The following is a 21024-nucleotide window of genomic DNA, read 5'->3' on the forward strand; positions in this document are numbered from 1 at the left end:
CCCGGCTCCCCGAATGCCGGTTTGGGCGTCGAAATGCCATCCTCCCCTTCCCCGATGCCGTTTCGGGCCCCGAATCGCTGTCCGTGGCGCTGCGGGAGGACGCTCCACCAGGGGGAGACCCTTCCCGCAGCGGGCCACGGCCCTCGTCACGCCGCTCAGCGCGGCGCGTTCTCTTGGCGACGGCAGTCGGCCGTGCAGCCAGGGGTCGAGTCGCACTGCTCCTGCGGAGACTGCACGATGCCGTCACCGCAGAAGGGCCCACGACCGCAGTCGGCCGTGCAGCGGCCATAGCCGCCCGTGTTGCGCTCGCGCCCTTCGTCGCAGAGCTCGTCGGGCGTCTTCACGCCGTCGCCGCAGACGCTCTTGCAGGTCGAGAGCACGCGATCGAAGTCGCTCAGGGTGAGCCTGTAGCTCGAGGCCGTCGGGTTGCGCTCGGCCTGGAACACCGCGAACTCGTAGAACCCACCGACCGTGAGGCCGAAGGCCGTCGCCTGCGCGGGCCCGAGGGTGATGCTGCCGGTCTGCGCCTCTTTCACGCCGCCGATATCGACCGCGAGGTGGCCGTTCACGAACACCCAGACGTCGTCGTCGCCGCGGAAGGTGAGGGTCTCTCCACCCTTGTAGGTGAAGGGGATGCGGACCTCGCTCGTGAAGAGGAAGTTTCGCATGTTGCCGCCGAAGTCGGCCTGACGCTCGGGCCACGCGTTGGCCGCCGTGTCGAGCGGGAAGAACGCGCCGTCGTCGAACACGAAGGTGTCGTCGGGTTGTTTGTTGAGGCGGAGCGTCGACACCACCTTCTTGCTGAAGGGCGTGTCGCGGAACCACTGCGAGAACGTGGTCGCGTCTTGGATGATGTCGAGCGCGCCCGTGCCGCGGCGCGAGAGGAACTCGGGGCGGCCTTGCGCGTCGAGCAAGGGCTTCACGAGGCCCTGCGCGATGACGTTGATCGCCGGGTTCGTGAAGTTCGCCGCGAGGAAGTCGGGGTGACCACCGGCCGAGGCGGCGGCCTTGAAGTCGCGGTAGGCGACCCAGAGATCCTTGGTGGCGGGCGGCGCGGCCTTGGCGTGGGTGCACTCGAACCCGGCCTCGAGGGTGCACGTCGGCGAGCAGCCGTCACCCCCGCGGGTGTTGCCGTCGTCGCACGCTTCGCCAGGAAATTTCAGGCCGTCACCGCACACCGAGGTGCAGGTGCCGCCGGTGCATTTCGGCTCGACCTTGCAGGCCGGATCGCAGCCGTCGAACGGCTCGAGGTTGCCGTCGTCGCACTGCTCGACCCCCTCTTTGACGTTGTCGCCGCAGGTGGTGCGCGTGCACGGCTGGCCCGGCGTCGTGCACTTGAAGCCGTCTTCGATCTTGCAGGTGGCCGAGCAGCCGTCACCGTCGGCCTTGTTGCCGTCGTCACAGAACTCGTCACCGGCGAGCAGGCCGTCCCCGCACTCGAGCGCGACGCACGGGCGACCCGGCGTGGGGCAGGTGTACCCGGGCTCGATGCGGCAGTTGTCGGTGCAGCCATCGCCCGACTTGGTGTTGCCGTCGTCGCAGAGCTCGGTGGCTTCGTTCTTCACGCCGTTGCCGCACACGAGCGTAGGCTGGGCGTCTCCGGGCTCGTTGCCACCCTCGGAGAAGCCGCCCTCGGCGAACTGGTTGGGCACGTTGCCACCGTCGACGCCCGAGTCGGGGAAGCCGGATTGCGGCTCGGTGTTCGTGCAAGCCGCGAACACGTAGGTCGTCACACCGAAAGCGAGGAGAGAGAAGGCGACGGTTCGGCGCATGCTTCTAGTAACGCACGCGACATGCCATCGGGAAAGATCGAATTTCGCGGAAGTGGGCGCATTCGAGCCGTGCCACTCCGTGCAACGAGGTTGGCGATCCGAGGCGTCCGTGCCTCACCTCGGGAGCTCGACTGCGGGCCTCGGGCTCGCACCGCGCCCTTTTTTTCCCCGGCTCGAGCCCCTCGCCGTGCGCGACTCGCCCCCTTACTGGACCACAGCATCGCACATGGTGCTCGCTCGATCGCGCCCGCCGCGCGCGAGGCCCATCACGATCCTCGCGCTCGGGGCTCGGGGCTCGAACACGCGCGTCGCCGTCGATCCAACGCGCCGCCTCGGCCTCGACGGGCGTCCCTTCGAGCGATTCGCGTTGCTCTCGCCCCTCGACTTCCCCTACACGGAGACCCGAGGGGCACGGTCGAAGCGCGCCCCTTCGAGCGCACATCGATGACCTCGCCCCCTTCGCACCACGAGACCCTTGCCGCCGCCGAGGCGCATGTCGCTCGCGCGGCCGCCGAGGCCACGTCGTTCGACGGCGTGATGACGCTCCTCCACGTGCTCGCCACGCTCGCGCGGCAGGCGCCGTCGTGGATGGTGGGCCGGTTGGTCGTCGAGATTCGTACCGGGCACCCGGAGTGCTCGCTCGCCGTGGGCACGATCGACGGGGCGAACGTCACCTCGCTCTTCGCCCCGCTCGACGTGCCGGCGAGCCTCGACCTGGTCGAGCGCGCGGTGGCCGAGATGCTGCCCGCCCTCCGCCCGCTCGATCTCGAGCTCCTCGCCGACGGCCTTCGCCTCACGGAGGGCGAAGCCGAGGCCGAAGAAGAGGCCTCGCACAACGCCCCGACCCGCAAAGCGAAGCGGCCCGAGGCCCTGCTCTCGCGCGTGCGCCGGCGCTGACTTACGCTACTCGCTCGTGCCCGGCGCGAGCATGTCGTCGGTCCGATTGTGCACGAGCGAAGGGCGACCGACGATGAGCGGGTCGACGGGCCCAATGGCCTCGACGTTCTTCCGCGCATAGGGCAAGCGCTGGAGCACGTACCGCATGGCGTTCAGGCGCGCGCGCTTCTTGCAGTCGCTCTTGATGACCGTCCACGGGGCGTCGGACGTGTCCGTGTGGAGAAAAATAGCCTCTTTCGCGCGGGTGTAGTCGTCCCACTTGTCGAGCGAGGCCATGTCGATGGGGCTCAGCTTCCACTGCTTGAGCGGGTGGAGCTTGCGCTCTTTGAAGCGGCGCCGCTGCTCGTCACGGCTCACCGAGAACCAGAACTTGAAGAAGTAGAGCCCGGACCGCACGAGGTGGCGCTCGAGCTCGGGAGCCTGGCGCATGAACTCGTCGTACTCGGACTGCGTGCAGAAGCCCATGACACGCTCGACGCCGCCGCGGTTGTACCAACTGCGATCGAAGAGCACGATCTCGCCGCGCGTCGGCAGGTGCTGCACGTAACGCTGGAAGTACCACTGGCCGCGCTCGCTCTCGGAGGGCTTCTCGAGCGCCACGACGCGCGCACCACGAGGGTTCAGGTGCTCCATGAAGCGCTTGATGGTGCCGCCCTTGCCCGCCGCGTCGCGCCCCTCGAACACGATGACCACGCGCGCCCCCGTCTCGCGGACCCACGCTTGGAGCTTCAAGAGCTCGACCTGGAGCCTGTATTTCTGCTTCTCGTAGGTGGAGCGCGCGAGCAGGTATTTGTACGGGTACGCTCCCTCGCGCCAGCCCGCGGCGAGCTCGGTGTCCGAGCCTTTGACGGGCATGGCCTTGTCGACCGTCTGGAGCAAGAGGCGCCGCAGCGCCTTGCGATCGTCGGGCGACGCGCCCTCCATGAGCGTGCGGAGCTCGGTGACGAGGGGGCCCGGGCTCTCGTCGTGGGCGTGCGCGCGCAAGAGCTCCCCGACCGTCTCTTTCTGGACGACCCGCGCGCGCGACGTGGCGACGTCGACCACGTGTTTGCCGAGCCCGGCGCCATCCGAGGGAGGCGGACCGTCGAGCCGCGCGACCGGGCGAGGCCCCGCGCCATTTCGTTTCGTCCCGGCTCGGGCGCGGGAGGGGCGGTCGGCCTTCGGGCTCTCGGTCTTCGCGTCGTCGTCGTGCATGGGTCCTCTCTTCTCGGCAGCGCGCCTTTGGGTCGGGCGAGGTTGATCGCGCGGCAAGTGGGCCGCGGATCGCGCGCGCGAGGGGCGACGAGGTGCAATGGGCGTGCCCTGGCACACACGCGCTTTTTCCCTGAAATCATTCGTCTTTTCGTCGGCTCGCGCGCCAACTTTTCGCCCCCCGTGCAGGCCGTGCGGATCCATCTTCGGGTTGACGGACGCACGGTCTCGGGGTCGAAGGGCGACGCATGAGCGCATCCGCCACGATTCCGCCGAGCTGGGCCGCCGATCTCGCCGGCGTGACGTCCGGGCCCGCGTTCGACGATCTGTGCGCGTTCGTCGCACGTGAGCGCGCAAGCGGCGCGGTGTACCCGAGCGAGCGGGACGTGTTTCGGGCCCTCGAGCTCACGCCGAAGGACCGGGTGCGCGTGGTGCTCCTCGGCCAGGACCCGTACCACGACGAAGGTCAGGCCCACGGGCTCTGCTTCTCGGTGAAAGCGCCGACGCGCCCGCCTCCTTCGCTCCGCAACGTGTTTCGTGAGCTCGAGACCGACGTGGGCGTGCGTGTGCCCGAGGGCTTCGGTGATCTCACCGCGTGGGCCGAGCGCGGGATGCTCCTCCTCAACACGGTGCTCACCGTGCGCGCGCACTCTCCGGCCTCGCACAAAGGCAAGGGGTGGGAGGCCTTCACCGACGCCGTGATCGCGGCCGTCTCGCGCGGGTCTTCGCCCGTCGTGTTCTGCCTCTGGGGCGCTCACGCGCGCGAGAAGAAGAAGGCCATCGACACCTCGAAACACGCCGTCGTCGAGTGCGCACACCCTTCGCCGCTCTCGATCAAAAAGTTCCGTGGGTCGCGCCCCTTCTCGCAGATCGACGAGGCGCTCGTGCGCTTCGGCGGGCCGCCCTTCGACTGGACGCTCGGGTGATCGCGAAGCAGAAAGCGGCCTCGTTTTCCCGGAAAGGACGCGCAGAAGGGCGGAGCGAAAGGACTTTTGGTAGCCTCCCGGGGATGCGCGTCCGGTCGAAGCTCGTCGTGTTGGCCTTCCCCCTCTCCCTCGCTGCAGCCTTCGGCGCCGCGTGCTCGAGCAGCACGACGCCCGAGACCACCGCCGACGCAGCCGCCGAAGCAGGAGGCACCCCCGACGCGTTCGTCGAGCCGACCGAGGTCCGCCAGACGGGCCGCGCCCTCGTGCTCCAGCAACGCACGCCGGTCGAAGGGGCCACGGTCACGGCAGGAACGACGAGCACGACGACGAACGCGAACGGCGACTATTCGCTCATCGTCCCCCGCGGGAAGCCCGTTCGGCTCACCTTCGCGGCGCCCGAGTTCTACAAGCTCGTCGAGCAGGAGTACGTCGTCGAGAAGGCCACCTACGAGCGCGGCGAGTCGCTCATGTTGTCGCGGCAGACCGCGGGGCTCCTCAAGGCGTTCCTCCCGGGCCTCGACACGGCCAAGGGCATCTTGGTCGTGCGCGTCGTCGCGGGCGAGGGCTGCAAGAGCGAAGAGGGGACCGAGCTCTCGCTCGACCCGCCGGGCGCGACCCTCCGCTACACGGTGAACGGCCTGCCGAGCGACAAGCCCTTCGTGACGGCAGGTGAGAACAACGGCGCCATCTTCTACAACGTGACCCCGGGCGCCAAGGTCACCGTGACGGCGAAGAGCCCCACATGCTCGCAGCTCCCGTTCCCGGTCGCGTTCGAAGGTGTAAAGTACAACGACAACCAGACGACCGAGGGCGGCGAGTCGTTCACGTTCATGCGCGTCTTTCTCGGAACGAAGGTCCAAGCGCCCGACGCGGGCCCCGTCGATGCGGGTGCGGGCGACGCAGCCCCGAGTGACGCCGGAGACGCCACGACGGACTGACCCGGCCGCCCCGCCGGTCGCACGCGCCCCGGTTCGACGCCGAATTCGCGAACGTTCCCGAGGGGTTCGAAGATTCTTCGCGAAGGGAGGTCACGCACGGTCACGCCGGCGCTAGGAGCCGACATGCCGCTCCTCCGCCCGACGTCGCACGCCCTCGCCCCAACCCTCGTCGCCGTGAGCCTCGCGCTCGCCGGGTGCTCCTCCGACACCGATCATGGCGAGCACGACGCCGGCACGCCCTCGCCCTCGCCCAGCACGACCACCTCGTCGACCCCCGAGGCGGGCACCCCGGTCGTGCTCGGAGCTCCGACGATCACCGGGCTCCCCGCGATGGCCGGGGGCATCCACGTCACGTGGAAGAACGCCCAGAAGGACTGCGACACGATCGAGGGCGAGAGGAAGTCCGCCTCCGAGGCGTACAAGGTCGTCTTCTCGGTGCCGGGCTCGGCCGACAACAAACACGACGGCGTGGGCCTCGTCGCGGGGACGCCCTACACCTACCGCCTCCGCTGCAAGAAGGGCGAGAGCGCGTCGGCGTACTCGGACGAGAAGACGGGGACGCCGTGAGGCGCTCGGCGGCCTCCGTCGCGGCGCTCGTGCTCGGCGCGTGCGCGAGCGTGACCGACGGGCCGGGCGCGACGACCCCGGATCCTCTCGAGCTGTCGACCGCGATCGACACGAACCCCGCACCGGACGTGGTGGAGGTCGCGCTCACGGCCCGCGAGGCCGAGAAGGATCTGGGCGGACCGAAGCCCACCCGCGTGTGGACCTACAACGGCACCATGCCCGGCCCGATGATCGACGCGAAGGTGGGCGACGAGCTCGTCGCGCGGTTCACGAACACGCTCCCCGAGCCGACGTTGGTCCACTGGCACGGCGTGCGTCTCCCGGCGGCGATGGACGGCTCACCTTCGGTGCAAGCCCCGGTAAGACCAGGGGAATCGTTCGAGTACCGGTTTCGCTTGAAAGACGCAGGGCTCTTCTGGTTCCACCCGCACGTGCGCACGGGGGAGCAGGTGGAGCGAGGGCTCGCGGGGGTGCTCCGCGTGCGCGGCGAAGGGGAGCCCGACGTGGACGACGAGCGGGTGCTCGTGCTCGACGACGTGAAGCTCGGAGAGGACGGGCAGTTCCCGACCTACGTCGACGACGCGTCGAAGATGCTCGGGCGCGAGGCCGACACCTTGCTCGTGAACGGCGTGCGAAACGCGGAGATCCGCGCGCGCCCCGGGGCGCTCCAGCGCTTCCGCATCGTAAACGTCGCCAACGGGCGCTTCTTCCATCTCAAGCTCGAGGGGGCCCCGTTCGTGGTGATCGGCACCGACGGGGGGCGCGTCGCCGAGCCGTACACGACCGACACGCTGCTCGTCGCGCCGGCCGAACGGTACGACGTCGTCGTCCGCGTGCCTCGCCGTGAGGGCGATCTGGCGCTCACGACGGAGCCGTACGAACGGGGCCACGACACCGGGAAAAACCCTGCCAAACGCGTGGCGACCGTCCGCGTGCGCGGCGAGGCGATCGCGGCCGAGAAGCCCCTCCCGAGTGGGCGCCCCCTCACGAAGCTCCCGGCCCCCACGGGCGCGCCGGTGCGCTTCGTGCTCGACGAAGGCACGACGCCGAGCGGGGAGCTCACGTTCACCTTGAACGGAAAGGCGTGGCCCGACGTCCCCGCGGAGAGGGTCGGCCTGGGCGAGGTTCGCACGCTGGAGCTCGAGAACCACGCCGAGATGGACCACCCGTTCCACGTGCACGGGACGTTCTTCCAGGTGCTCTCCGTGAACGGCGTGCCCGCGCCGCGCCTCGTCGAGAAGGACACCGTGATCGTCCCCATGAAGGGCAAGGTGACCGCCGTGGCGAGGTTCGACGCGCCGGGCGCGTGGATGGTTCACTGCCACATCAACGAGCACTCCGACGGCGGCATGATGGGCGAGATCCTCGTGGGCGACGCGGTCTCGAAGGCTCACGGCACGCACTGAGACGATCCGTCGTCCGCCTCTCCGAGAGGCTACTTCGGGCACCTACGCGCCATCTCGACGAGGGCACGCTCCCCTCGGAGGTCCCCCGGACCGAGCGCGTATTTGGCGTCGCAGGTGGTTTTCTCGGAGGTGGCCTCCGTCGCGATGAAGCTCCGGCCCACGCCGACCACGAGCGCCGTGACCGGCCCGGTCTCGAGCGACGCGAGGCGAACGACGCGTCCCTCGCGCACGGAGAAGACGACGACACGGCCACGCGCGTGCTCTTCGCCCCGTGTGTCGATGTGACGCTCGCGGAGGCCCACGACGAGCTCGGCAGCGCCGTCTTCGTCGAGGTCGTTCTGTAAGGTGTCCGTGACCTCCGTGAGGAGCGTGTCGTGGGGGCCTCCGAGCTCTTCGTACTCGTGGAGCTCCGCCCGGCACCTCTTCATGGTGCCGTGGATCGTGAGCCATTGGCACGCGCACACGTCGATGTCCCCGACGTCGCGTGCTTCGGTGCGGCCGCCGACGAGCGGACAGGGCCCGGTCTCTGCGGTCGAGGAAGATGCGGCGGGCGCGAATCGCGACGGGACCACGTCGAGCGGAGCGACGCCAACGGGGGCCTTCGCGGGCACGACGACCACCGGGGCCTTCGCCGCACGTCCGCCACACGCGGAGAGGCACGCGAGCGCGAGCGCCACCGAAGATTTGGCCCATCGCCCACTTTTCGCCGAAGAAGGATCCATGATCGAGCGCCGCAAAAATCGTAGCGAAAACACCTGGACCTCGCTCGAAAACCTCTTCACGACGCGCGTCCCGTTCGGCACGGCGGTGCTCTCCGACGAACAGGGTCTCCCCATCGTCGCGAGCGGCATCCCCGACAACGAGGTCGAGCGCGCCGCCGCCGAGCTCCTGCGCTCCCACCAGGCCTCGATCGTGACGGGCACGGGCATCTCGCTCCGCCTCGGCACCACGGGCATCGACGCGCGGGGCCTCGAGCGGCTCCGCACCGACGTGTCGCGCATCCTCGCCGCGGTCTGAGAGCGCCGAGGCGTCGTGCCGTACCGCGCCCCGAGCGACGTGCCGCGAGAGCCCGAAACGACGGGGCTCGTGTGCTCGGCCTGCGACGTACCGGTGGACGAAGGCGAGACCCCTCGATGCCCCAAGTGCCTGCGAAAGAGCACCGTGGTCGCGCGGGGGCAGCACACCGCCGCGAAGGGCACGAACGCGGCGTGGCCCGCCGGCGAAACGTGTGCACTTTGCACGGAGCGCCCGATCGGAGACGAGTCCGTCTACCTGCGTGTCGCGAAGACCGCGAGCACCGTCCGGTCTTCGACGACCACGGTCTTCGTGAAGATCCCCGTGTGCGGGGAGTGCCGTGACAGGGTGGTGCACCATGAGCGCGCGCGGATCCCGACGGCCGTGCAGTTCGTCGTAGGCCTCACCTTCTCCCTGGGGGTGTTGATGAGCGAGCCGCTCGCCGAGGTCGCGGGTGTCCTCGGCGCGTCGATCGCGGCCTACTCCCTCGGGCGCTTCGTCCGCGAGAATCGTAAGCTCCGTGCGCGGCTCGACGAGAGCGGGCTCACGGCCGCGTTGCTCGCGCGGCTCGATGGTCCGAGCGGCATTTTCATGTGGAGTAACGCAGCATTGCACGCGAACCCGTCCCGCCTTCATCCCGTGATCACGCTCGACGACGCCCACTGACGGAAGGCCGCGCGCGAGGCCTTCCAAGGCGCGCGAAACGGCGCGATGCTGACGCCCATGGCCGCGGAGAAACCTTGGTGGCGGCAAGCCCCCACGCCGGCGCCGACCGCCACCCCCTCGCCTTCCGCGGGACCGCCCCCGCTCGCCGAGCTCGCCGACGGCGAGAGCACCACGATGCAGGGCTCGGGGCGCGAGCCGTACGTGCTGAAGAACACGGGCGGCGTGTACTCGTGCTCGTGCCCTGCGTGGCGCAACGCCGGGGGCGCCATCGACACGCGCTCGTGCAAGCACCTCCGAAAGCTCCGCGGCGACGCCGCCGAGGACCACAGGCTCGCGCGCGGCGGCGAGGCGAGGGCCGCGAGGACGCCAGGAGACACCGTGCGCGGCGAAGGCGCGGCGCCCCCCGTGCTCCTCGCGCATTCGTGGGACAACGTGACCGATCTCTCGTCGTGGTGGATGAGCGAGAAGCTCGACGGCGTGCGTGCCTATTGGGACGGAAAGCGCTTTTTGTCCCGCCTCGGCAACGAGCTCTTCGCGCCCGAGTGGTTCGTCGAAGGCCTGCCCGACCACCCCCTCGACGGCGAGCTCTGGGGCGGAAGGAAGCTCTTTCAGCGCACGGTGAGCACGGTTCGGCGCCAGGACCGCGGCGAGGCGTGGCGCGAGATCCGGTACGTCGCGTTCGACGTGCCCCACGTCCGCGAGCCGTTCGAGGCGCGCCTCGAGGCCCTCGCCGGCATCGTCTCGCGCATCGGCAAGCCCCACGTCGAGGCCCACGCGCAAGCGCGCTGCGAGAGCCTCGAGGCCCTCCGGGAGGAGCTCCGGCGCGTCGAAGCGCTCGGTGGCGAAGGCCTCATGATGAGGCGACCCGGGTCGATGTACGAGGTAGGCAGGTCGCACACCTTGCTCAAGGTGAAGAGCTTCCACGACGCCGAGGCGCGCGTCGTCGGTCATCTCCCGGGAGCGGGAAAACACAAAGGGCGCCTCGGCGCGCTCGAGTGCGAAATGCCCGACGGGACTCGGTTTTCCGTCGGCACGGGCCTCTCCGACGACGAACGAAGGAGCCCTCCTCCCATCGGCGCCATCGTCACCTACCGGTACCAAGAGCTCTCGAACGACGGAGTGCCCCGCTTCCCGAGCTACGTCGGCACGAGGGACGACATAGCCTTCCCCGAGCGGCCCGCGAGGCCCGCATCCGCGCGAGCGGCGAGCCCCACGGCCACGCGAGAGGCGCCAGGCGACGCCCCTCCGTTTCGGCGCTTCACGAGCGGGGACACGTCATGGGAGATCGCCCTCGACGGCAAGTCGCACACCATCCGCAGGCTCGTGGGGAGCGCGCTCGAGACCACACGCACGGCCTTCTCCGACGCGACCGCGGCCTGGCGAGACGCCGAGGCGCGCGTGGCGGCCAAGATCGGCGAAGGCTTCGTCGAGGTGCGCGAGGAGTGACCCGGGGCCGAAAATTCGGCCACGGAGGCCCACCGGGCTAGCGTCGTTTCATGCGCTCCACGCTCGCCACCTCGATGGTCCTCGCGTCGGTCTCGTTCGTCGGCGCGTGCGGAGGTCGTACTCCCGAGGCGACGCCCACCAAGGCCGAGGCAGCCCCCTCGAAGGCGGCGCCCGTCACGCTCACGAGCGCGGAGACCACGGCTCCGAGCCCCGCGGCGCCGAGCGCGGACACGACCAAGGCGGAGACCCGCCCAGAGGCCCCGAAGGCGACGCCCGAGCCGCCGCCGAAAGCCGTCGCGGTCGTGGTCGACACGTATGGCCTGCACATCGGGGGTGGCCCGAACGACACCGCGACGAAGGCGCCCTTCGTGCACTCGGTGGAGCCCCACTTCCCGGCGCTGGCCGCGTGCTTCGCGAAGGCCGACGACACCACCAAGGGCGGCGATTTCGGCGTCGATCTGCTCGTCGCCCGCGAAGGCGGGAAGGCCAAAGTGACCCAGCCCCGCACGGCGATCCCGGGAGAGGCCTTCCGTGCGTGTGTCGTCGACGTCTTCTCGGCAGTCGAGTTCGAGAGACCGAAGTACGGCGCCACCATGGCGAGCTACGCCGTGCGCTTTCGGCCGAAGGCGAGCGACACGACGGCCCGCTGACTCCCGGGCGCGCGACCGAGCGCCGCGCGTCATCGCACATGGACACACCCTCGTGACGTACGAGGGAATCCATGGATGCAGCGCGGCAAGGCGATTTCGTGCGCGCGCGCCTTCCAACCGCCGCGATCGTGCGCGTAGCCTTGGGCTCGCCATGAGCGAGCGCACCTACCTCGAGCTCTCCGAAGACGCCGGCTCCCACAAGTTCTACGAGGTGATCGTCGACGGGAAGACCCTCACGATCCGCTACGGGCGAATCGGAGACGCCGGCCAGACCAAGGTCACCGAGTGCGCTTCTCCCGAGAAGGCCCAGGCCGAGGCCAAAAAGAAGATCGCCGAGAAGACCAAGAAGGGATACGCGGCCGCCGTGATGGGCGAGCGCAAGAAGCGCACGGTGACCCGCCGCGCGACGACGAGCCAGAAATCGTCGGCCAAACAGGCGCCCATCGTGTGGAAGTTCTCTTCGGGGAACGAGGGCGCATTCGGTATTTTCGTCGACGACGCGCGCGTATGGGTAGGCAACCAATCGGGCGCGGTCTACTCGCTCGGGCACGACGGCACCGTGCTGAACCAGCTCAAGCTCCCCGACGGGGTGAAGTGCATCGTGGCCGACGACGACTGGCTCTACGCCGGGTGCGACGACGGCAAGGTCTACGACCTCGGCAGCAAGGTGCCCCGCGTGGCCTACGAGATCGCGGACGACGTCGACATCTTCTGGCTCGACATCAAAGACGGTGTGCTCGGCGTGAGCGACGCGGGCGGAAACGTCGTGATCGTGAACCACGAGGACGAGTCCCAGTGGCGCAAGAAGTCGAAGGGCTCCGGGGGCTGGATGATTCGCTGCGACGAGCTCGGCGTGTACCACGGCCACTCCGATGGGGTGACCATGTACGACTGGGAGGACGGCACGGAGATCTGGTCGCGGAAGACCTCGGGCTCGGTGCTGTTCGGGTGGCAAGAAGAGTCGACCGTGTTCGCGGCGACGAGCCAGAACAAAGTCCACAAATTCTCGAAGCGCGGCGAAGGTGAGCAAGTGTACGCGTGCGACGCCACGGTGTTCTCGTGCGCCGCCGCGGAAGACGGCAAATACGTGTTCGCCGCCGACAACTGCTCGTCGGTCTATTGTTTCGCCGAAGACGGCACTCGGCTCTGGAAGCTCGGCACCGGGTGCGGCTCCGCGCTCTCCATGCAGTTCTTCAAGGACAAGCTCTACCTCGTCACGACCGACGGCACTCTCGCCGCGCTCGACGCGAGCGAGGCCGCGATCAAGGCCGCCGAAGCGGGCCAAGTGGCCGCGCCGAAGACCATCGCGACGCCGAAGCCGGTGGCGATCGCCAAGCCCGACGAGGTGGAGACCACGGTCGACGTCAACGACGGCGTCGTGGTCGAGGTCGTAAAGGACGGGGCCCAGCTCCGCGTGCGCGTGGTGTCGAGCGGCTACAAACGCGATTGGTTCGTGCAGTTCCCGAAGGACCTGCGGCACGAAGGGGCCAAATACGTGGTGGACGAGGTGCGCGAGGCCGCGCGCGGCGACTTCTACCGTGCGCACGGCGCGATTCGCCGCCTCGTCACCTGACCCATGAAGCTCGTTCGGCAGGCGCGGCTCCTCTTCGTCGAGGGCAAGTCGGAGAAGGTGTACGAGGTCGACCTGTGCGAGGTCGGCGCGAACAAGCTCGTCGTCAATTTTCGGTATGGCAAGAAGGGCGCAGCCCTGAAAGACGGCTCGAAGACCGTCGCGCCGGTGGGCCTCGCCGAGGCCGAGAAGGTCTACGACAAGCTCGTCCAATCGAAGATCGAGCAGGGGTACGTGCGCGAGGAGGACCTGGCGGCGGCCCGCGAGCGCGTCACGGCGGCGGTCCGTTCGGTCGCGCGGGCGCCTTCCGCCCCCGGGGGCTCGGGCGGCGAAGAAGCACGCAAGCGCGTGGTGCTCGAGCGGCTCGCTCGAACCGGCACGGATCGGCGTTGGTTCCGGCGCGAGGGGGCAGCTCGGACGTGGCCACTCGAGAGAGCGATATGGCGGGCCGGCGAGCTCCGCCTCCCCGAGGCAGAGCCCCTCCTGCTCGCGCTCATCGACACCGCGACGAGCGCAGAAGTTTCCGGCGGCGGAAAGGGCATTCGCAACTACGCGATCGCGTTCGCGCTCGGCCGCCTGGGCACCGAGGCCTCGATCGAGCCGCTCGCGAAGCTCCGCGCCGACCCGAAGCAGCCCGGGCACGTCCAGCGCATCGCGACCGAGGCGCTCCTCCGCCTGAGCGACGCCGAGACGCGCGCGGAGCTCGCGAAGGACGTGCTCGCGAGCCTTCCTACGCCCCTCGTGACGGCGCACGCCGCTGGCCCCGAGGCCTTCGCCCAGGCGCTCGCGCTCCACCTCGCGTCGGATCCGAACGCGTTCGCGGTGATGGACCTCGTCTACCTGGTCGACGACGAGGTGGTCCGCCCGGGATTCCTCGCCGAGCTCGCGCGCGCGAAGCTCGACACGCCGACGTTCTACTGGCTGAGGCACATCTACAAGGCGGCCGAGTACCGCTGCGATCCTCGCGTCTTCGGCCTGCTCGCACACCGGTTCGAGACCACGCGCGCGAACCCGGTCGTCTGGGGTCGAAAGCCGCAGTCGGTCTATTCGAGCGCGACACGCGAATATCTCCGGAGGCGGGTGTGGCGCACGCTCCGAAAAAAGGGGGAGCTCGGCGACCCCGACTTCGTGCCGCTCGCCGTGGGCACCTTGCTCGCCTACACAGACGCCGACGCCGACGAGCCTCGGCAGGGATACGACGCGTTCGCGCGCTACCGCGTGCTCGGGCACCTGCTCTATACGAACAGCCCTCGCTACGAGCTACGCCGCAACACCAAGGCCTTTCGGCTCAGGCGTGGCCAGCGTCGAGGCCAGCCCCCGCCAGGTGTGCGCGAAGAGGCCTTTCCCACCTTGTGGGAGGCGCGGCCCGAGGGGCTCATGCAGCTCCTCGCCGAGAGCGTGTGTGCGCCGGTGCACGAGTTCGCCGCGCTCGCGCTCGAGGCGTGTCCCGCGTTCCTCTCGGAGCTCGACGCCGACGATCTCGTGCTCCTCCTCTCGCGCCCGTACGAGCCTACGGCGAAGCTCGCATTTCGCGTGGCCAAGGAGCGCCACGGGCGTGGCGCGCTCACCCCGAACGAGCTCGCCGCGCTCGCGTCGTGTGCCCACGAGCCAGCGCGCAAACAGGCCTTCGCGTGGATCACCGAGGGGCGGAGTGGCCTCTCCGACGATACGGCTTTTCTCGCGGCGCTCGTGTGTGCGCGGCACGCCGACGCGCGCGCCTTCGCCCGGACTTGGGTTCGAGGCCTATCGCTCCGAGGGGCTTCGGGGCCGGCGCTCGTGGGGCGAATCCTGGCGAGGCTCATGGCCCTCGGTGACACGCCCGAGGACGCGGTGCTCGCGCTCGACGTCGCGCAGACAGTCACCGTGGCGCTCGGGCATCACCTCGCGGAGGTGGGGCCGGCGGCGCTCCGAGACCTGCTCGCCCATCCCCTCGCGGGGGTGCAAGAGATCGGCGCGGAGCTCCTCTCGCGGCTCGACTCGCGCTCGGGGCTCATGCCCGTCGACGTCGTCCTCGCCGTGCTCAAGTCACCCTTCGCGAACGTGCGCGCCGTCGGAATGCGGCTCCTCGCCGAGATGCACGACGACGCGCTGACCCTGAATTTCAAGCTGCTCGTGCACCTCTCGTGCGACGCGAACGCCGATCTCCGGGCCTCGTCGCGGCCCCTCGCCGCCCGCGTCGCGCGCGCGCACCCCGAGATCGGGCTCGCCATCGTCGAGGGTCTCGTGGCCGCCCTCTTGCGCCGCAAGCTCGCCGAGGACGTGCCCTCCCACGTGGTGAGGGTCCTCGTCGAAGACCTGGCGGAGCCGCTCGGGGCACTCCCGCGCGAGACCATGTGGCAGCTCCTCCGCTCGGGGTCGCTGCACGCCAAAGAGGTGGGCGGGAGGCTCCTCACGAAGGTGCCCTCGGCCGAGCTCCAGCTCGACGAGATCGTCTTCCTCGGGAGCCACGACATCTTGGCCGTGCGCGAGCGCGCGTGGGCGTGGCTCGCGAGCGAAAAATCCAAGGCCTACGAGAATTTGGCGCTCACCGCGCGCCTCTGCGACTCGCCCTGGCAAGACACCCGCGAGGTGGCCTTTCGGTTCTTGCGCGAGGCGCCGGCCGAGCACGTGACCGCCGACGTGATCGTCGCGATCGTCGACAGCGTCAAAGACGACGTGCAGGCCTTCGGTCGTGAGCTCTGCTCCCGTGTCTTCCGCGACGAGGACGGGCCGAAGCTGCTCGCCCGCCTCTCCGAGCACCCACAGTCGAGCGTGCAGCTCTTCGCGACGAACTACCTCGAGCGCTACGCGGCGGGCCACCCCGAGAGGCTCGAGGCGCTCGTCCCCTATTTCACGAGCGTGCTCTCGCGCGTCGCCAAAGGGAGAATCGCCAAGGCCCGCGTGCTCGCGTTCTTGCGTGCAGAAGGCACGAAGAGCGCCGAGGGGGCGGCGATCGGCATGGCCCTCTTCCATCGGCTCTCGGCCACCATGGCCATCGAAGACGCCGCCACCTCCATCGAAGCGATGCTCGCGATAGGCAGGGCGTTCCCCGAGGTTCCACTGCCCCTCACGCTCGTCCCCGTCCCCGTGGTCACCGCCGCGGCGCGCACCTCGAGGAAGTCCTGATATGGAGCTCGCCTACGCCTTCAAGCGCGCCTCCGTGGTCGACGATCGCCTCGACCGGACGAGCCTCTCGTTTTCTCCCGATCTCTTGCGCGACCCCACCTTCTTCTCGGGGGAGCTCGAGAAGGGCGTCGCGTTCCGCGAGGCGATAAGCGCCCTCCACGACATCGTCGTGTCCGACCTTCGCTTCAAGCCGAAGGACAAAACGGCGTACAAGGAGTGGGCGGCCAAACAAGAGCTCGTCGACATGGCCGAGATCGCCGGGCAACGGGCGGACGTGGCCAGGCGCATTCGCGAGCTCACGCTCCGCATCGCCGAGTCGGACAGGCGGCGCGCGGCGCGGATGGCACCCTACTACCGCGCGCAGCGAGCCTATTTCGACTGGCTCTACAAGAACGACCGCGACGCTTGGATCGTGCTCGACCCCGTGATCACGGTGCACCCCGACGAGGTGTTCTTCGAGTGTTTCAGCCAAGACGAGTCGACCTACGGGCGCCTCGGCACGGGGTTCGAGGTCTACAAAAACGTGGGCAAGCTCGCCTGCGGCACGACCAACATCGACTACTCGACTCCCCTCTACGAAGAGTTCCAGAAGATCCGCAGCTACAAGACGACCCGGTTCGAGATCGACCCTTCGGGCTTCGAGGCGAAGACGACCGGCGAGGCCGCGTACGAGGAGCAGAAGATCGATCTGCCCGACTCGTGGGTGCGCGGCTTCTTGCAGGTGAGCTCCGCGATGGCGCTCCCCGCGCGCACCTTCCGCCTCGAGCCGATGGACGTGCACAACCTGCTCTTCGTGCTCCGCACGAAACGCGAGAAGAAGGGCCCGCGCGCCATCAAGTGGGTGCTCGTGCCCGGGCAGCCCGTGAAGGCCGTGTTCGAGCCATGGAACCTCGAGGTCGTATGTGCGCGTTCGCCGTACACCGGGCCCGAACGCGAGGAGATCCGCGTGTGGGGGCGGAGGAGGCTGCTCGTCCTCGAGCGCCTCGTCGCCATCGCGAAGTCGTTCGATGTGCATTTGCTCGGACAGGGGCTCCCGAGCTTCTACGTGGCCGACCTCGGGCACATGTCGTTCACGCTCGGACTGTCGGGCTGGACACGCAACGACTGGTCGACGGCGGGCAACTTCGACCTGCTCGCCCCTCGCGCCACGACGGACGACTTCACGAAGCGCCGCGTCTTCGACGCCTTGAAGTCGACCTGGCTCGCAAGGCCCGAAGACCTCGCGAAAAAGCTGGATTTGCCGACGTCGGCGGTGCTCGGCGCCCTCTCCGCGTGGACCCAGGCCGGGCGCGCCATGTTCGACTTGAACAAGGGCGTGTACCGGGCGCGTGAGCTGTCACGCGAGCCCCTCCCGCTCGACAAGCTGCGCTTCGCGAACGAACGTGAGGCCGCGGCCGACCGCTTCCTCGCGCAGAAGGCGGTCTCGTCGCACGCGCGCGCGGTCGAGGGTGGCGCGCTCGTGCTCTCGGGCACCGTGAAGGACGGCAAACACACGCACACCCCCGAGCTCTCGATCGACGCCGACGGGAGGCTCGTGCGCGCGACGTGCACCTGCAATTTTTTTCGTCAGAACCAGCTTTTCAAAGGGCCGTGTGAGCATATGCTCGCGGTACGGCTCTTCGAGGGGGCGCCACGGCTCGCCAAGGCCATGTCGTTCACTCGAGAGGATTCACCCGTCGCGAGGGGCCCGTACCGATGATCTCGGTGCTCGGCGCTTCGAACGGGAGAAAGGAGCATTCACGCGCGGCGGACTTCGGGGTCACATCTTGCAAACCGGGCGGTGTTTCGCCGTCCATGCAACCTGGCCCTCCATGCGTCACTGGCCCGCTCTCGACTGTGCGTCCGATGCCTAGCTAGTGCTGTTCCGGGTTCAATCCCGCATATTCAACGAGCACCAGCTAGGCACGGCCGCTTGAGTTGAGCGAGCCAGTCCCGAGACATCTTCGAAGGCCCCCGAATCCGCCGCGCGTGAACGCCGTGTTCCATGGCTCAAGACAAACGCCAAGCCCTCTACGACCGCATTCGAGCCACCTCGAGGGACGAGGTCGTGCTCGAGGAGATGATCCGCCTCGGGTTCTGGCCCGCCCGAGGCGAGGTACCCCACGATCCGGCCGACGAGATCCGCGCGCGCACCGAGATGCAGCGCGAGCTCTCGGCGCTGCGCACGGAGCAGAGCCGCCTCGGGAACCTCGAGGCCCTCAAGAAAGAGCTCTACAAGCGCAGGCTCGCCGCCTCGAAGGCCAAACAGGCCGAGACCCGAGCCCGGCGGGAGCGAGAGCGCCTCGCGCGGGCCGAAGGCTGGAAAATACGCAAAGCGGGCGACATCGTGTTCCTCGGCCGCGAGGTCTCGGGGGGCTTGTCCGACACCACCTGCGACGAGGCCAAGCTCACGAAGCAGGGGCTCCCCGTGCTTCGTACGGCGGTCGACGTGGCGCGGGCGGCCGGTGTAGGCGTGCCCGAGCTGCGGTTTTTGAGCTACGCACGCACGACCTCGCGAATATCTCACTACCGTAGGTTCGCGATACCCAAGAAGGCCGGTGGGGTCCGGGTGATCTCGGCGCCCATGCCGCGCCTCAAGAGGCTCCAGCGCTGGCTGCTCGACTCCGTCCTCTCGCACGTCGAGGTGCACGACGCGGCCCACGGGTTCCGCGAGGGGCGATCGATCGTGAGCAACGCGAAGGCCCATGTGGGCGCGCGCGTGGTCGTGAACATGGACCTGTCCGATTTCTTCCCGGGAGTCCTCTTTCCGCGCGTCAAGGGCATGTTCCGCGCCCTCGGGTATGGCGATTTCGTGGCCTCGGTGCTCGCGCTCGTGGCCACCGAGCCCGACATGCAGAAGGTCGTGCTCGACGGCCGTACCTTTCACGTGGCCGAGGGGCCGCGCAGGCTCCCGCAGGGCGCTCCCACGAGCCCCGCGGTGACGAACGTGCTCTGCCGCAGGCTCGATCGCAGGCTGTTCCTCGCCGCCCGAAAGCTCGGCTTCGTCTACACGCGGTATGCCGACGATCTCACCTTCTCGGCCCACGACGACGCGTCGGCCGGGCGCACGGGGCAGCTCCTCGCGCAGGCGCGCTTCATCGTCGAAGAAGAGGGCTTCACGCCCCACCCGAAGAAGACCCGAGTGCTCCGGCGAGGCCGGCGGCAAGAGGTCACGGGAATCGTGGTGAACGACGGGCTCGGCGTCGAGCGTGAGAAGCTCCGCAAGTTCCGCGCCCTCCTCCACTCCATCCGCGCGACCGGTATCGAAGGCAAGACCTGGGGCGACTCGCCCGACGTGCTCGCGTCGGCGAGAGGGTTCGCCTCGTACGTGGCCATGGTAAGCCCCGAGAAGGGCCGCGCGCTGCTGGGGCAGGTAGCCGAGCTCGAGGCCCGCTACGGCGCAGCGAGGCCGCCGCGCGCGTCCAAAGAGGGCATGCACGCGAAGGCCGCGCCGACATCCGCAGGCCACGCGACGCCGGTCGCCACCTCCGAAGCACCGAGGCCCGAGAACGTGCCCCCCGAGGCTCCGAAGCCCGAGGCTCCGAAGCCCGAAGCCGAAGCGCCCAAGAAGAAGTGGTGGAAGCTCTTCTAGGGGCACCCAAGGTCGGTAGACAGAGCCGGCGCGTCAATCGGCTCGGCGCAAGATCTGCGGCTCGGGAGGCCCTCGAAAAAGCCGGCCCCTTCGGCGCGACGGCCAGGTACGGGCTGCGTATCCCGGCCGAGGCACGAAGCCTCACCCGAGGTTCGCCATGCGCTTCTCCCACTTTCGGATCTTTCCAGCAATCGTGCTTGGGGCAGCGATCTGCTCGGCCTGCGGGCCCGGCGGCTCCGTCTTCCCCACGGAAGACGCCGAAGCGACATCGGACCCGACCATGAACGACGGCATCGACCCCGGACAGGACGCCACACCAGACACGCTCTCGTCGCCCGAAGACGAGAGCATGGTGCCCCAAGATGCCGCCACCGACGCCGACTCTCGAGATGCCGCCACCGACGCCGACTCTCGAGATGCCACCACCGACGCCGACTCTCGAGATGCCGCCACCGACGCCGACTCTCGAGATGCCGCCACCGACGCCGACTCTCGAGATGGCTCTGTCTACCCGGGCGACGCTGGGATCGACGCGGCCAAGGAGGCTGGCGTCCAGGGGCCTCCCCCTTCCCCGCTCTTCGCTCCCGGGGAGAGCGGCGCGGTCTACACGTTTCGTTCTGTCTGTGGCGTCGGCCGACGGGATCGGGTCGGCACCGCCGACATGTGCTGCAGGACAAGCTCCATTCGGGTCGAGACAACATGCGATACGGTCATGCGCGAAGAGCCCGATGGCACCGGGAATTTCAGAGTCGTGATCGACTCTCTCCAGAACTGCACTCGCACGCCCACCCCCACGGGGTATTGCAGCCGTTCGGGCAACTTGACGCGTTGCGATAGAACGAACCTGGTGTGCCCCCCGAACCAACCCGAGAGCTCCTTGGAGAAGTTCGGGGCAGGCACCTACGAGCGGCGGACATGGGTCAACCCTCTCTCGGGAAAGCGAAGTGCCCTGGACCATTATTGGGTGCCCGGCTGCCCCATGGGCGCGGCAGGTTTCGTGCCCACGGCTCCCTTTGCGCCCGAACCGTCGACCTGCGCTCCGACCGTAAGTGACTACTCGATAACGCTCTCGATCCTCTCGACCCTCGAACGCACGGGCCCTGGCACGTTCTCGCTTCAGCGTACGTGGAACGACCCGTCGACGAAGAACCCTCGCGGAACCCACCCGTCGTGCACCGACGAACGTTTCTCGGACGTTCCGCTCGCGCTGAAGAACCGCTACGTCACAACGGGCAGGGGCACGGGGGGCACCTTTCACACCGACCGCTACGAGTGCACCTACACGCTGACCAAGAAGTAAACCAA

General features: G+C 68.9%; 17 protein-coding genes. 14 read left to right on the forward strand and 3 right to left on the reverse strand.

The genetic code is table 11. The features are described from left to right. Positions 1–155: 155 nt before the first annotated feature. Entirely contained in the window at positions 156–1772 is a 1617-nt protein-coding gene (locus tag IPK71_04480) for a DUF4215 domain-containing protein (protein MBK8212985.1), read from the reverse strand. A 444-nt stretch (positions 1773–2216) separates the two neighbouring features. Between IPK71_04480 and IPK71_04485 the strand changes: the two genes are divergently transcribed. After that, positions 2217–2669, forward strand: a complete 453-nt coding sequence (locus IPK71_04485; GenBank protein MBK8212986.1) for a hypothetical protein — start codon at positions 2217–2219, stop codon at positions 2667–2669. Between the two features lie 6 nt (positions 2670–2675). On the opposite strand, the gene ppk2 is transcribed toward IPK71_04485, so the two are convergent. After that, positions 2676–3863, reverse strand: a complete 1188-nt coding sequence (gene ppk2, locus IPK71_04490) for a polyphosphate kinase 2 (protein ID MBK8212987.1) — start codon at positions 3861–3863, stop codon at positions 2676–2678. Between the two features lie 245 nt (positions 3864–4108). Here ppk2 and ung point away from each other — a divergent pair, with 245 nt between their 5' ends. The 4 genes from ung (at position 4109) to IPK71_04510 (ending at position 7697) form a co-directional block, all read left to right on the forward strand. Continuing rightward, positions 4109–4786, forward strand: coding sequence for a uracil-DNA glycosylase (gene ung / locus IPK71_04495; protein ID MBK8212988.1), 678 nt, complete (start codon positions 4109–4111; stop codon positions 4784–4786). Positions 4787–4869: 83 nt separating this feature from the next. After that, on the forward strand, positions 4870–5724 hold the full coding sequence (locus IPK71_04500; protein MBK8212989.1) for a hypothetical protein: 855 nt from the start codon (positions 4870–4872) through the stop codon (positions 5722–5724). Between the two features lie 123 nt (positions 5725–5847). Further along, positions 5848–6291 (forward strand): fibronectin type III domain-containing protein, encoded by a 444-nt coding sequence (locus tag IPK71_04505; GenBank protein MBK8212990.1) that lies wholly within the window; start codon positions 5848–5850, stop codon positions 6289–6291. Next, positions 6288–7697, forward strand: coding sequence for a multicopper oxidase family protein (locus IPK71_04510; protein ID MBK8212991.1), 1410 nt, complete (start codon positions 6288–6290; stop codon positions 7695–7697). Before IPK71_04505 ends, IPK71_04510 begins: the two co-directional genes overlap by 4 nt. Positions 7698–7726: 29 nt before the next feature. Here the strand turns inward: IPK71_04510 and IPK71_04515 are convergent, their stop codons facing one another. Beyond that, positions 7727–8374 (reverse strand): hypothetical protein, encoded by a 648-nt coding sequence (locus IPK71_04515; GenBank protein ID MBK8212992.1) that lies wholly within the window; start codon positions 8372–8374, stop codon positions 7727–7729. A 43-nt stretch (positions 8375–8417) separates the two neighbouring features. Here IPK71_04515 and IPK71_04520 point away from each other — a divergent pair, with 43 nt between their 5' ends. The 9 genes from IPK71_04520 to IPK71_04560 all read left to right on the forward strand — a co-directional run bounded on the left by IPK71_04520 (position 8418) and on the right by IPK71_04560 (position 21019). After that, positions 8418–8714: a hypothetical protein gene (locus IPK71_04520; protein MBK8212993.1), complete on the forward strand. Its 297-nt coding sequence runs from the start codon at positions 8418–8420 to the stop codon at positions 8712–8714. Between the two features lie 15 nt (positions 8715–8729). Next, complete coding sequence (locus IPK71_04525; protein MBK8212994.1) at positions 8730–9377, forward strand: hypothetical protein; 648 nt, start codon at positions 8730–8732, stop codon at positions 9375–9377. A 57-nt stretch (positions 9378–9434) separates the two neighbouring features. Continuing rightward, positions 9435–10823, forward strand: a complete 1389-nt coding sequence (locus IPK71_04530) for a DNA ligase (GenBank protein MBK8212995.1) — start codon at positions 9435–9437, stop codon at positions 10821–10823. A gap of 50 nt (positions 10824–10873) precedes the next feature. Beyond that, positions 10874–11473, forward strand: coding sequence for a hypothetical protein (locus IPK71_04535; protein ID MBK8212996.1), 600 nt, complete (start codon positions 10874–10876; stop codon positions 11471–11473). A 151-nt stretch (positions 11474–11624) separates the two neighbouring features. Beyond that, entirely contained in the window at positions 11625–13046 is a 1422-nt protein-coding gene (locus IPK71_04540; protein ID MBK8212997.1) for a WGR domain-containing protein, read from the forward strand. A 3-nt stretch (positions 13047–13049) separates the two neighbouring features. Continuing rightward, the gene (locus IPK71_04545; GenBank protein ID MBK8212998.1) at positions 13050–16148 is read left to right on the forward strand and encodes a hypothetical protein; all 3099 of its coding nucleotides are present in this window, start codon (positions 13050–13052) and stop codon (positions 16146–16148) included. Position 16149: 1 nt separating this feature from the next. After that, entirely contained in the window at positions 16150–17847 is a 1698-nt protein-coding gene (locus IPK71_04550; GenBank protein MBK8212999.1) for an SWIM zinc finger family protein, read from the forward strand. A gap of 285 nt (positions 17848–18132) precedes the next feature. Next, complete coding sequence (locus IPK71_04555; GenBank protein ID MBK8213000.1) at positions 18133–19719, forward strand: RNA-directed DNA polymerase; 1587 nt, start codon at positions 18133–18135, stop codon at positions 19717–19719. A 157-nt stretch (positions 19720–19876) separates the two neighbouring features. Then, on the forward strand, positions 19877–21019 hold the full coding sequence (locus IPK71_04560) for a hypothetical protein (protein ID MBK8213001.1): 1143 nt from the start codon (positions 19877–19879) through the stop codon (positions 21017–21019). The last annotated feature ends 5 nt before the right edge of the window (positions 21020–21024 follow it).

This window comes from Myxococcales bacterium, assembly GCA_016712525.1.
Taxonomy (GTDB): Bacteria; Myxococcota_A; Polyangia; order Polyangiales; family Polyangiaceae; genus JAAFHV01.